The following is a 12,456-nucleotide window of genomic DNA, read 5'->3' on the forward strand; positions in this document are numbered from 1 at the left end:
TCGTGGACTCGTTCAATCCCACCACCAAGACTCAGGCGGCGCTCACCGCCGCCCTGCAGGCGGCCTCCGCCGCGGGCAACCCGGAGATCCGTCCGGCGCACTTGCTGGTGGCGTTGCTGGACCAGACCGACGGCATCGCCGCGCCCTTGCTGAAGGCCGTCGGAACGGATCCGGCGACCGTTCGACGCGAGGCACAGGACCTGGTGGACCGGCTGCCGCGGGCGACCGGCGCCACCACCACACCGCCGCTGGGCCGCGAGGCGCTCGCCGCGATCACCGCCGCGCAGCGCCTGGCCACCGAACTCGGCGACGAGTACGTCTCCACCGAGCACGTGATGGTCGGTCTCGCCGCGGGCGACTCCGACGTGACCATGCTGCTCACCAAGTACGGCGCCACCGCCGACGCGCTGCGTTCGGCGTTCACCGCGGTCCGCGGCAGCGCCCGGGTGACCAGCCCTGATCCGGAAGGCAGCTACCAAGCGCTGGAGAAGTACTCCACCGATCTCACCGAAGCCGCCCGCTCCGGCAAACTCGACCCGGTGATCGGCCGGGACACCGAGATCCGCCGGGTGGTGCAGGTCTTGAGCAGGCGCACCAAGAACAACCCGGTGCTGATCGGCGAGCCGGGCGTCGGCAAGACGGCGATCGTCGAGGGCCTTGCCCAGCGCATCGTGGCGGGCGATGTCCCGGAGTCGCTGCGCGGCAAGTCCGTGGTGGCGCTCGACCTCGGCGCGATGGTCGCGGGCGCGAAGTACCGCGGCGAATTCGAGGAGCGGCTCAAGGCCGTGCTGGAGGACATCAAGAACAGCGCGGGCCAGATCATCACGTTCATCGATGAGCTGCACACCATCGTCGGCGCGGGCGCGACCGGCGAATCGGCGATGGACGCGGGCAACATGATCAAGCCGATGCTGGCTCGCGGCGAGTTGCGGCTGGTCGGCGCGACGACGCTGGACGAATACCGCAAGCACATCGAGAAGGACGCGGCCCTGGAGCGGCGCTTCCAGCAGGTGCTGGTCGGGGAGCCGTCGGTGGAGGACACCATCGGCATCCTGCGCGGCATCAAGGATCGCTACGAAGTGCACCACGGCGTGCGCATCACCGACTCCGCCCTGGTCGCCGCCGCCACGCTGTCGGACCGCTACATCACCTCCCGGTTCCTGCCGGACAAGGCGATCGACCTGGTCGACGAGTCGGCCTCGCGGTTGCGCATGGAGATCGACTCCCGTCCGGTGGAGATCGATGAGGTGGAGCGCGCGGTGCGCAGGCTGGAGATCGAGGAGGTCGCCCTGGCCAAGGAGACCGACGAGGCATCCAAGCAGCGGCTGGAGAAACTGCGTGCCGAACTCGCCGACGACCGGGAGAAGCTCAACCAGCTGACCACCCGCTGGCAGAACGAGAAGAACGCGATCGACCAGGTGCGCACGCTCAAGGAGGAACTCGAAGCGCTGCGCGGCGAATCCGAGCGCGCCGAGCGCGACGGCGACCTGGGCAAGGCGGCCGAACTGCGCTACGGCCGCATCCCGGCGCTGGAGAAGCAACTCGACGAAGCCGAGAAGACCTCCGCCACAGCCGGAGACGGCGAGGTCATGCTCAAGGAGGAGGTCGGCCCGGACGACATCGCCGAGGTGGTGTCCTCGTGGACCGGCATCCCGGTGGGCCGGATGCTGGAAGGGGAGACGCAGAAGCTGCTGCGCATGGAGGAGGAGCTGGGCCGCCGCGTGGTCGGTCAGACCGAGGCGGTGCAGGCGGTGTCCGACGCGGTGCGCCGGGCCCGCGCGGGTGTCGCCGATCCGAACCGCCCGACCGGCTCGTTCATGTTCATCGGCCCGACCGGCGTCGGTAAGACCGAGCTGGCGAAGTCGTTGGCGGACTTCCTGTTCGACGACGAGCGCGCCATGGTCCGCATCGACATGAGCGAGTACAGCGAGAAGCACTCGGTGGCCCGGCTGGTCGGCGCCCCGCCCGGCTACGTCGGTTACGACCAGGGCGGTCAGCTCACCGAGGCGGTGCGGCGCAGGCCTTACACGGTGGTGCTGTTCGACGAGATCGAGAAGGCGCACCCGGACGTGTTCGACATCCTGCTTCAGGTGCTCGACGAGGGCAGGCTCACCGACGGCCAGGGCCGCACGGTGGACTTCCGCAACACCATCCTCATCCTGACCTCGAACCTGGGTTCGGGCGGTGATCGCGAGTTCGTCATGAACGCGGTGCGTTCGGCCTTCAAGCCGGAGTTCCTCAACCGCCTCGACGACGTCGTGATGTTCCACGCCCTCGACGAGGAGCAGCTCGAGCACATCGTCGACATCCAGCTCGAGCAGCTGCAGAAACGGCTGGCGCAGCGCAGGCTGAAGCTGGACGTCAGCGATTCGGCCCGGTTCTGGCTCGCCGTGCGCGGCTACGACCCCGCCTACGGCGCGCGTCCGCTGCGCAGGCTGATCCAGCAGGCCATCGGCGACTCCCTGGCCAAGGAACTGCTCGCGGGCGAGGTGGCCGACGGCGACAGCGTCAAGGTGAGCGTCAGCCCCGACGGGGACGGCCTGATCGTCGGACGGTGAGCGAGCGGCCTCGCTCCGGGCAGCGCTCGGGGCGAGGCCCGTTCGATGACCACTGCGCAACTCCGTTCGCGCACAGCATGTTTCATCGACCAGGCAGGGTCGCGACACCGGCCGGAGTAGATCGACGGCCGCCTCGCGGGCAAGGGATCGGGCTCCGGCGTGGGTCTTCCGGAGGGCACACCGGTTCAGCGGGTGCGGGCGCGAGTGCGCGAACAAAGCCTACGCTGGAACGCATGACCAACCCGAACGATCCCTGGGGACAGCGGCCGGAGGATGCGCCGACCGAACACCTGGGTCCGCCGGGCAAGTCCGGATACGGGGACCCCGCGCACACCACGGAGTACCTCGATGCGTACGGCACCGCCGCGCCGTCGGAATATCCCCCGACGGAGCATTACGGAGCGTGGGGGCCGCCGGGCACCAACGCGACGCGCGAGTTCCCCGCCTACGACGCCCAGTGGGCCGCCTATCCGGACAGCGGCGGCGATCGGTGGCCGGGCCCGGCGGGGCCGCCCGGTGGCGCGATGCCGCCCGGTGGCGGACCGCCGCCGGGGCCGCCGCAGCCGCCGCGGCGCAACACCGGCCTGTGGATCGCCCTCGGCCTCGGCGTGGTGTTGCTGATCGGAGCCATCGGGGTGGTCGCGGGCGTGCTGCTGGGCAGCGGCGATTCCGGTTCGGCCGACACAGCGGCGGCCACGACGGCGCGCGTCACGACGAAGCCGGCGCCGGGAACCAGGAGCGCGCAGCCGACCCCGCCGAGCGGGCTGCCCAGCGTGCCCGGCCTCGGCGACGTCGACGGACTCGGCGCGACGGTGGGCACCATCACCGCCAACGACGGGGGCACCCTGACGGTCAGTTCGGTGATGGGCAACACCATCACGGTGCGCACGGACGCGAGCACCCAGGTGATCGCGCTGTCGGGCACCGCGGTGTCCGATCTGGCCCCTGGTGAGCTCGTCATGATCCAGGGCGACAAGGGCCCGGACGGATCGATCCAGGCCAAGATCATCATCGGTACCTCGCTGCCCGGCGGCGGACGATGAACCGCCCCGGCCGCCTCCGGTGCGCGGCGCCGCGCGTGCACCCGCGGATCGGCGCCCGCTCCTCTTTCGCTCGGCCCGGCGCGGGGGTAATGACGGACCATGTCCGGCCGGGACTATTAGGCTAGGCGTCGATGACGGCAATGTGGTTCGGGTTGGCGGCGATCGCGCTCGTGGGCGCGATCGTGCTGCTGTATTTCGATCGGCTCCAGCGGCAGCGGACCGGTCACGCGCGACAGGTCTGGGCGAAGTCGCAGGGCTATACCTACGTGTCCGTGGAACCCGCGCTGCCATCCACGTGGCGCCGCGGCGCGCTGGCCAAATTGGGCTATCTCTCCGCGGTCGACGTGGTCTCCGGCATCCGCAAGGGCGAGAAGTTCGTGCTGTTCGATCTGGAGGATTCCGCGACGCTGGTCGCGGTGCGCCGCCAGATCGGCTCTGACATCGACGTGGACATGCGGTTGAAGACGGCCGCACCGCCCAAGGACCACGATCTGGAGCTGCTCGGCGCGATCGGCGACCGCGTGGTCTTCGCCACCAACCCCGAAATCGCCAGGCACGCCGTGGATCAGCGCATGGTCGCCTTCATCGAGAATCTGCCGGACACCGTGCAGATGCTCTGGAGCGAGGGCAACTGGACGCTGGGCATGCTGCTGGTGGGCACTACTCCGAAGGACTGGGAAAGCGCGATCGACGCGGTGCTGCGCCTGTCCGGCCTGCTGCACGTACTGCCGCCGGTCAGCGAGCCGCGCTTCGACGGCGGCGGACACGATCCGGGCCGTCCGCGCCCCCGTGAACGCCGGCGCGAGGACGACGCCGACGACCGGCCGCGCGCCGAGGCCGATGACGACGAGCTGTCGGACGACGACTCCTACGCCGACGAGCCCGCGGACGAGCCGGGGCAGGAACCGGCGCGCCGCCCCTCGCTCGCCGTCGTGCCGAATACCCGCGCCCGCGGGCGCGAGGACGAGAAGGCGCGGCCGCGCGAGGAGCGCGACGCCGAGGGCCGGACCGATCCCGAGTCGCGGCAGCGGCCCGCCGACCCGCCCGGCGGACCGTTCCATCCCGGATTCCGGCCCTACCAGGGACCTGTGCCGAAGTGACCGGCCACGCGCCCACATGACCGAGCATCCACACCCCAGGCTGCCCGGCGCCACCCGCCCGGTGGCCTTGATCACCGGACCGACCTCGGGTATCGGCCGCGGTTACGCGACCCGCCTGGCCTCGCTCGGTTACGACCTGGTGCTGGCAGCCCGGGACGAGGGGCGTCTCACGGCCCTCGCGACCGAGGTGGAGCACCGCTTCGGCACCCGATCGCAGCTCCTCGTCGTCGATCTGGCCAGGGCCGAGGACCGCGAACAGGTCGCGGCGCGGCTGACCGAGGGCGTCGAATTCCTGGTCAACAACGCCGGTTTCGCGCACTCCGGCGAGTTCTGGACGCTGCCGCCCGAGCAGTTGCAGGCGCAACTGGACGTCAACGTCACCGCCGTGGTGCTGCTCACCAGGGCCGCGCTGCCGTCGATGATCGCGGCGGCGAACGGTTGCGTCGTCAACGTGGCCAGCGTGGCGGGACTGATCCCCGGACGAGGGTCGACGTATTCGGCGTCGAAGGCCTACGTCGTATCCTTCACGGAAGGGTTGGCAGGGGGATTGGCCGGGACCGGAGTCCGGGTCCAAGCCCTGTGCCCGGGATTCGTCCGCACGGAATTCCATCAGCGAGCAGGCATCGAGATGTCCTCGCTGCCCGAAGCGTTGTGGCTGAGCGTCGAGCAGGTAGTCGCCGGCTCACTGCGTGATCTGGAGAAGGGCCGGGTGCTCAGCGTGCCCGGAATGCAGTACAAAGCGCTCACCACCCTCGCCGGAGCGATCCCGCGAACCCTGGGGGCCCGGCTCAATCGCGGGCTGTTCAACGCACGCGGAAGGACTTGAGATGATCGACGTGATTACCAACGACAGGGACAGGTTGGCCGCGCTGGTACGCGAACTCGCCGTGGTGCACGGCCGGGTGACCTTGTCCTCCGGCAAGGAGGCCGACTACTACGTCGACCTGCGCCGCGCGACCCTGCACCACGGCGCGGGCCCGCTGATCGGCAAGCTGCTACGCGAGCTCGTCGCGGACTGGGATTTCGACGCCGTCGGCGGCCTCACCATGGGCGCGGACCCGGTGGCGCTGGCCGTGATGCACGCGCCCGGTCGCCCGATCGATGCGTTCGTGGTGCGCAAGGCGGCGAAGTCGCACGGCATGCAGCGGCAGATCGAAGGCCCGGACATCGTGGGCAAGCGGGTGCTGGTCGTCGAGGACACCACCACGACCGGCAATTCGCCGCTGACCGCGGTGCGGGCGCTACGCGCGGCGGGCGCTACCGTGGTCGGAGTCGCCACCGTCGTCGACCGGGAAACCGGCGCTGACCAGGTGATCGCCGCGGAAGGACTGGAGTACCGGTCGATCCTCGGCCTCAAGGATCTCGCCCTGGGATAGCCTGGACGATGGTCTAAGTCTTCGAAGGTGAAGGGTCGTGTGAGTCCCCAGTGGTGAGCATTGCAGTCAACAAGAGTCGCGAAAACGTTGCGATGCTCGGAATCGGCGCTTACCGACCCAAGCGCCTGGTCAGCAACGCCGAAGTCTGCGAGGTCCTGGACTCCACCGCCGAGTGGATCTATGAGCGCACCGGTGTCCGCAACCGGCGCTGGATCAGCGGCGAGGAGACGCTCCGGTCGATCGCCGCGGCGGCGGGCGAGCGCGCGATCGTCAACAGCGGCGTCGATCGGTCGAAGATCGGCGCCGTGATCCTGGCCACCTCCAGCTGGCTGACCCTGACTCCGCACGGCGCGCCGCAGGTGGCCTACGACATCGGGATGAACGGTGTCGCCGCCTTCGACCTGACCTCCGGCTGCGGCGGCTTCGGCTACGGCCTCGGTGTGGCCGCCGACATGATCCGGTCCGGCTCCGCCGAGTACGTGCTGCTCATCGGCGCCGAGACGATGACCGTCGGGCTCGACCCCACCGACCGCGGCACCGCGATGATCTTCGGGGACGGCGCGGGCGCGGTGGTGGTCGGTCCGAGCGACGAGAACGGCATCTCGCCCACTGTCTGGGGCAGCGACGGCGAGAACGCGGCCGCGATCATGCAGGACATCGACTTCCTGGAGTACATGCACCGCGCCCAGGCCATGCAGGGTATGGACCCGGCCGTCGATCCGGTCGGCCGGATGTCGCTGCGGATGGAGGGACCGCGGGTCTTCCGCTGGGCGGCGGTCACCCTGCCGCGTGCTCTGTCCACCGCGCTCGAGATCTCCGGCGTGGCCAAGGAGGACATCGAGGTCTTCGTCCCGCATCAGGCCAACGCCCGGATCAACGAGCTGATGAAGAAGAACCTCGGACTGGCCGACGAGATCCCGATGGCCAACGACATCGAGAACACCGGCAATACCTCGGCCGCGTCCATTCCGCTCGCGATCGAGGAGATGCTGGTCACCGGCAAGGCGAAGGGCGGGCAGACGGCGTTGCTGCTCGGTTTCGGCGCCGGTCTGAGCTACGCGGGCCAGGTCGTCACGTTGCCGCCCGCGCCGGCCGAACCGAGCTTCTAGTCGTGCGCCCGTTCCGAGCCGGGTATCTCGTCGCGGCGGCGGTCACCGTCTACGGCGCCGTCAGCGGGCGCGAGAAGGCGCAGTGGATCGCGAAGCCGCTATTGATGCCGCTGCTCGCGGCCGATGTGGTGACCGAGGGCAGAGAGCTGCCGTCCACCGAGCGCACCATGCTGATCGGGGCGCTGGGGGCGGCGACCATCGGCGACATCCTGCTCATCGATCCGGATGACGACCGCAAGCTGATCGCGGGCGCGTCGTCGTTCGCGGTGATGCAGGCCGGATACGCCACCCTGTGGTGGCGGATGGGCGGAAGGCCCGCCGCCGGGGTTGCCGTGCCGCGGGTGGCCGCGTGGCTGGGCGCCGCCGGATTGCTGCGGAAGAAGGCGCCCTCGGTGGCCACACCACTGACGGCCTACGGCGTCACCCTGGGCGCCGCGGCCGTGCTGGCATCCGACCCGGCGCTCGCGCCCGCCGCGAAAAACGTTGCGGGCGTGAACGTTCCCGGCGCCGACCCGCGCAGCCGCCTCGGCCTCGGGGCACTGCTGTTCACCGTCTCCGATGGGCTCATCGTGCTGCGGCGATTGTTCGCCCGCGGTCAGCGAGCCCGCCGGGTGACCGAAGGCGTGATTCTGGCGACCTATACGGCCGCGCAGTATCTGCTCGCCGATCCGAAAGCACACGTCGAACCGGTGATCACAGCAGCAGAATGATGCGATCACGGTTCGCCGGGTCGACGCGGATGGACAGGATCTCGCCGACCGCGAGCCGCGGTTTGTCCGCCGGGGTGGCGTCGAAAACGACAGTGCCCCGGTAACTTTCCGAGCCCGGCACGGTCAGTTCGAGATCCAGCTCGGTGAGTTCGGTGTGATGATCGGTGCGTTCCAAGGGATGCACGCCCTCCACGGTCGCCCAGCCCTCCAAACCGTGCCGCCACAACTGGCGATCCGCCTTGGACGGCCGCGCGGCCAGCATCATCCCGATCCCGACGCACGAGCCGAACAGCCCGACCAGCGCCACGATCTGATAGGGCACGGTCCCCGGCGGCGTCCGATGCACCACCCATCCCAGCCACAGCGCCAGCAGGATCAGATACCCGGCGGTCACCCCGAGCACCGTGCGCAATATCCGCTCGTGATCCATACCAGCCTCCACCCCGAGTGCCAGACCTCCAGGATAGGCCCCGTACATCCGGTGGTGGAGGGCTATCAGGGTGCGCGACCGCTGGTCAGCGCGGCAAGATCGATCGTGATCGGGGTCCCGGCAACGTCGACCGTCACGGTGCCGGACTGTTCGGCGACGAGTTCGTAGTCACGGCCGATGAGGTGGTAAGCGGCAAGGCTTGTGGGCTTGTCGAGGTCGATCAGCCAGTAGTGCTCGATACCGGCGTCGGCGTACTCGAAGAATTTCGTCACCCGGTCGGTACGTCGTGAACCGGGCGAAAGAATTTCGACGGCGAGCAACACGTCGGCCGCTCGATAGCGGGGCAGGTTGGCCGCGATACCAGCTTCGGGCACCACGAGAATGTCCGGGACTCGGATGGTCGGCGGCGTGCCCGCGTCGATCACCACTTCAGTGTCGGTCAGCACGCCGTAGATGCCGGGCAGTTGCGGTTCCAACTGCGGCCCCAGCCGCAAAATAGCGCGCTGATGTTGCGACACCGGTTTCGGTGACACGACCAGAATCCCCTCGACGAGCTCGTAATTCCGGCTGCTGTCCTCCGGCAGCGCGATCCAGTCCGCCAGGGTCAGCAGATGATCAGGCCAGTTCACGTCGACGGTCATCGCTTCCTCCCCTCCCCACACGGATACCGCGTTGGGGCCAGTCTGGCACAGCAGGCCGGCAATACACAGCGTCGTCAGCCCTTGAGTCGCAATACCGCCAGCACGCGGCGGTGATGGGTCTCGGAGGGCGGTAGGTCGAGCTTGATGAAGATGTTGCCGATATGCTTTTCCACCGCGCGTTCGGTGACGGTCAGGGCGGCGGCGATGGCGTTGTTGGACAGGCCTTGGGCCATCAGCTCGAGCACCTCGCGTTCGCGCCGGGTGAGGCGGGCCAGCGAATCCTGTTGACGCGAGGCGCCCATCAGTTGGCTCACCACCTCCGGGTCGAGCGCGGTGCCGCCGGTGGCCACGCGGTACAGCGCGTCCACGAAGTCCCGTACGTCGGCGACCCGGTCCTTGAGCAGGTAGCCGACGCCGCTCGCGCCGCCGGCCAGCAACTCGGTGGCGTAGCGGGTCTCGACCCACTGGGAGAACACCAGGACGCCGGTCGTCGGGTATTTGCGGCGCAATTCGATGGCGGCGAGCAGCCCCTCGTCGGTGTAGCTCGGGGGCATCCGCACGTCCACCACCGCGACATCGGGACCGTGCGTGCCGACCACGTCGGCGAGGGCGGTCGCGTCGCCGACCATGGCGACCACCTCGTGGCCGCGTTCGGTGAGCAGTCCGGCCAGCCCGTCGCGCAGGATGGCGCTGTCCTCCGCGATGACGACGCGTAGTCCGTCGCTCATCGCGACCCCGCCAGCGGCAGCACGATCGTCACCACGGTCGGCCCACCGGCCGGGCTCCGCACGCTCAGCGTCCCGTCCACGGTGCGGGCCCGCGCCGCGAGGCCGGACAACCCGCTACCCGCACCGAGCGCGCCGTCCACCGGCGTCGACACGCCGCCGATTCCGTTGTCGCGCACCGTCACCACGATGGTCTGTCCCTCGCCCGGCAGTACCGAGACCCACGCTCCGGTGGCCCGAGCGTGCCGCACCACGTTCGTCAGCAGCTCGGCGACCGAGAAATACGCGATCGCCTCGATGGCCGGAGTCGGGCGTCCGGGCAGATGCACCCGCAGCTCCACCGGTACCGAGCAGCGCGCCGTCAGCGTCTCCAAAGCCGGTTTTAGCCCCAATTCCAAAGCGGGCGGGTGGATTCCGCGCACCAGTTCGCGCAGTTCGGTCAACGCCTCCTTGGAGCCGGCGCGCGCGTCCGCGATGAGATCGCTGGGATCCCCGCCCTCGGCGAGGCGTTCCTCGGCCCTGCCCAGCGCCATCGCGATGGTGACCAGTCTGGCCTGGGTGCCGTCGTGCAGGTCGCGTTCGAGTCTGCGCAGCGTCGCCGCGGAGTCCTCGACCGCGGTCAACCTGCTCTCCCGCAGTTCGGTAACCCTTCGGTCCCGCGCCGTCGCGCTGAGCAGGGCGATGGTCAGCAGCCCGTGCACCCAGCAGACGCCGCGCAGCAGCCAGGGCAACGCCAGGCAGCCGAGCAGGCCGATCAGCGCGAAACCGAGCACTTTCGGCCAGCTGTCGAGGTAGAAGTCGCCGAACTGGACCATCGACTGGTATTCGACGCCGTTCTCGTCGACATTGGTCGGGTGGATCAGCGCCCACGGGATCGGGGACAGCGCGATGAACATGGTCATCGCCACTGTGACCAGCACCAGATATCCCACCGCGACGCCGAGCACCGCTTGGGCGAGCAGGAACAGCGCCGCGCGCCAGCTCGCCCGATCGGTGAAGGCGCTCTTGAGGAATCCGAGCAGTCCGGACGCGGGCGCGAACGGAGGAGGCGGCGCGACGGCGACGCCGAGCAGGTCCTCGGCCAGCGCCCGGTAGATCCGGCCCCACACCCGTCCACCCAGCAGCACTACCGCGAGCACCGGCAGGCCGATGACGGTGATCGCGAGATACAGTCCGCCCCCGAAGCCGAGGAACAGATAGGCGACGGCCAGGCAGCCGATCACGAAAACGGTGAGAACGTAGACGAGTTCCTTCCAGAACCTGGCGCGCATCGGCGCGAGCAGCACCGTGCGCAGCACATGCTCATCCGGTTCTGGCGCTCGCGGGGCGAGCACGAGGGTCGGTTCGGCGTGTGTCTCGGTCATGGAATCCATGGTCGTCGCGGTGCTTTCGAGGTTCGATGGAGCTGCCCGCCGAAGATGTGGTGTAGCCCGCCACACCTACTACGATCCTGCTGATGAGCTATCCGCCGCAGCAGCCGTACGGCTACCCAGCCTATGGGGCCTACGGACCCCCGGACCATCCGAGAGCCACCACGATCCTGATCCTGGGCATTCTGAGCCTCGTGCTGTGCCAGTTCATCGGACCCTTCGCCTGGGTGATGGGCAAGCGGGCGCTCAACGAGATCGACGCCTCCGGCGGCACCATCGGTGGACGGGGGAACGTCAACGCGGGATACATCTGCGGCATCATCGCCACCGCACTGATGTGCCTGACCTTGCTGTTCCTGCTGTTGTTGCTGGTGCTCGGGCTGGTCGGCGCGTTCGCGGGCAGCTCATCCGGTTACTGAGCCGGTGCCCGGCCACCCGTCGCGGGCGCGGTGACCGGAATTAGCATCGTCGGGGTGAGTCACCCGGTGCCGGATGCGGCGGAGCAGGACCTACCAGGGCCGACGGAGTGGGGCGAGCACCCGAACGGCGTCGGCCCGTGGGCGAGCGAGCACGCCGAGCCGCCGCCGGACGATCCGCGCCTGGACCCTGAGCTGCTGGCCGCGGGCGACCGCCGCAACGTGGTCGACGCCTACCGGTACTGGAGCCGGGAGGCCATCGTCGCCGACATCGACCGCCGCAGGCACCCGTTCCACGTCGCGATCGAGAACTTCGGGCACGACGCGAACATCGGCACGGTGGTCCGCACGGCCAATGCCTTCGCCGCCGCGGCCGTGCACATCGTCGGCAGGCGGCGCTGGAATCGGCGCGGCGCCATGGTGACCGACCGCTACCAGCACATCCGGCACCACACCGACATCGGCGAGTTGCTCGCGTTCAGCGAGCGCGCCGGGCTGACGGTGGTCGCCGTGGACAACGTGCCGGGTTCGGTCCCGCTGGAGACGGTCACACTGCCGCGCGAGTGCCTGCTGCTGTTCGGCCAAGAGGGGCCCGGTGTCACCGACCACGCCAAGCAGGCCGCCGTGATGACGGTGTCGATCGCGCAGTTCGGTTCCACCCGCAGCATCAACGCCGGCGTGGCCGCGGGGATCGCCATGCACGCGTGGGTGCGGCAACACGCCGATCTGACGACCGCCTGGTGAGTGCCTTCCGCGTGTTCGGCCGTGTGAGCAGGAGATCTTCCGGTCCCGGAGCGCACCGGCACGATTGCACATCGCTTTCGTAACAAATCGGGCGCATAAATCCGTTCGGGCCTGGCACCATTGATCCATGACCTCGCGGAGCGACGACATCGAGGTGCCGCGCGTGGAGTACGCCGAAAAGGGCTCCGCGGTACCGCGTCCGCCGGCTGTCCGGGCACGGACGGGCCGGGAGGC

13 protein-coding genes are annotated in these 12,456 nt (G+C 69.3%); 9 read left to right on the plus strand and 4 right to left on the minus strand.

Features of this window, described 5'->3' with window-relative positions; all coding sequences use genetic code 11:
- Nucleotides 1-2: 2 nt before the first annotated feature.
- The 7 genes from clpB to ACZ6DL_RS10155 all read left to right on the plus strand — a co-directional run bounded on the left by clpB (nt 3) and on the right by ACZ6DL_RS10155 (nt 7,896).
- Nucleotides 3-2,558 (plus strand): ATP-dependent chaperone ClpB, encoded by a 2,556-nt coding sequence (gene clpB, locus ACZ6DL_RS10125; RefSeq protein ID WP_466050200.1) that lies wholly within the window; start codon nt 3-5, stop codon nt 2,556-2,558.
- A 233-nt stretch (nt 2,559-2,791) separates the two neighbouring features.
- The gene (locus ACZ6DL_RS10130; RefSeq protein ID WP_466050201.1) at nt 2,792-3,601 is read left to right on the plus strand and encodes a DUF5666 domain-containing protein; all 810 of its coding nucleotides are present in this window, start codon (nt 2,792-2,794) and stop codon (nt 3,599-3,601) included.
- A gap of 131 nt (nt 3,602-3,732) precedes the next feature.
- Nucleotides 3,733-4,701, plus strand: coding sequence for a hypothetical protein (locus ACZ6DL_RS10135; RefSeq protein WP_466050202.1), 969 nt, complete (start codon nt 3,733-3,735; stop codon nt 4,699-4,701).
- Nucleotides 4,702-4,717: 16 nt separating this feature from the next.
- The gene (locus tag ACZ6DL_RS10140; RefSeq protein WP_466050203.1) at nt 4,718-5,527 is read left to right on the plus strand and encodes an SDR family NAD(P)-dependent oxidoreductase; all 810 of its coding nucleotides are present in this window, start codon (nt 4,718-4,720) and stop codon (nt 5,525-5,527) included.
- A gap of 1 nt (nt 5,528) precedes the next feature.
- Nucleotides 5,529-6,077, plus strand: a complete 549-nt coding sequence (pyrE, locus tag ACZ6DL_RS10145) for an orotate phosphoribosyltransferase (RefSeq protein WP_040870748.1) — start codon at nt 5,529-5,531, stop codon at nt 6,075-6,077.
- A 50-nt stretch (nt 6,078-6,127) separates the two neighbouring features.
- Nucleotides 6,128-7,186 carry a beta-ketoacyl-ACP synthase 3 gene (locus ACZ6DL_RS10150; RefSeq protein ID WP_466050204.1) on the plus strand — a complete coding sequence of 353 codons (1,059 nt, stop codon included), beginning with the start codon at nt 6,128-6,130 and terminating at the stop codon, nt 7,184-7,186.
- Nucleotides 7,187-7,188: 2 nt separating this feature from the next.
- Nucleotides 7,189-7,896, plus strand: coding sequence for a lysoplasmalogenase family protein (locus tag ACZ6DL_RS10155; protein ID WP_466050205.1), 708 nt, complete (start codon nt 7,189-7,191; stop codon nt 7,894-7,896).
- On the opposite strand, the gene ACZ6DL_RS10160 is transcribed toward ACZ6DL_RS10155, so the two are convergent.
- The 4 genes from ACZ6DL_RS10160 to ACZ6DL_RS10175 form a co-directional block, all read right to left on the minus strand.
- Nucleotides 7,880-8,326 (minus strand): DUF3592 domain-containing protein, encoded by a 447-nt coding sequence (locus ACZ6DL_RS10160; protein WP_040870742.1) that lies wholly within the window; start codon nt 8,324-8,326, stop codon nt 7,880-7,882. The genes ACZ6DL_RS10155 and ACZ6DL_RS10160 overlap by 17 nt on opposite strands.
- Before the next feature lie 65 nt (nt 8,327-8,391).
- On the minus strand, nt 8,392-8,967 hold the full coding sequence (locus ACZ6DL_RS10165) for a Uma2 family endonuclease (RefSeq protein WP_466050206.1): 576 nt from the start codon (nt 8,965-8,967) through the stop codon (nt 8,392-8,394).
- A 74-nt stretch (nt 8,968-9,041) separates the two neighbouring features.
- Nucleotides 9,042-9,695, minus strand: a complete 654-nt coding sequence (locus tag ACZ6DL_RS10170) for a LuxR C-terminal-related transcriptional regulator (RefSeq protein WP_466050207.1) — start codon at nt 9,693-9,695, stop codon at nt 9,042-9,044.
- Complete coding sequence (locus tag ACZ6DL_RS10175) at nt 9,692-11,056, minus strand: sensor histidine kinase (RefSeq protein WP_466050208.1); 1,365 nt, start codon at nt 11,054-11,056, stop codon at nt 9,692-9,694. Before ACZ6DL_RS10175 ends, ACZ6DL_RS10170 begins: the two co-directional genes overlap by 4 nt.
- A gap of 92 nt (nt 11,057-11,148) precedes the next feature.
- On the opposite strand from ACZ6DL_RS10175, the gene ACZ6DL_RS10180 reads away from it, so the two are divergent.
- Both ACZ6DL_RS10180 and ACZ6DL_RS10185 read left to right on the plus strand, forming a co-directional pair.
- A complete protein-coding gene (locus ACZ6DL_RS10180; RefSeq protein ID WP_466050209.1) occupies nt 11,149-11,481 on the plus strand; it encodes a DUF4190 domain-containing protein in 333 nt (110 codons plus the stop codon).
- 54 nt (nt 11,482-11,535) lie between these two features.
- Nucleotides 11,536-12,222, plus strand: a complete 687-nt coding sequence (locus ACZ6DL_RS10185) for a TrmH family RNA methyltransferase (RefSeq protein ID WP_466050210.1) — start codon at nt 11,536-11,538, stop codon at nt 12,220-12,222.
- Nucleotides 12,223-12,456 lie beyond the last annotated feature (234 nt).

This window comes from Nocardia sp. NPDC041819 (assembly GCF_055590505.1).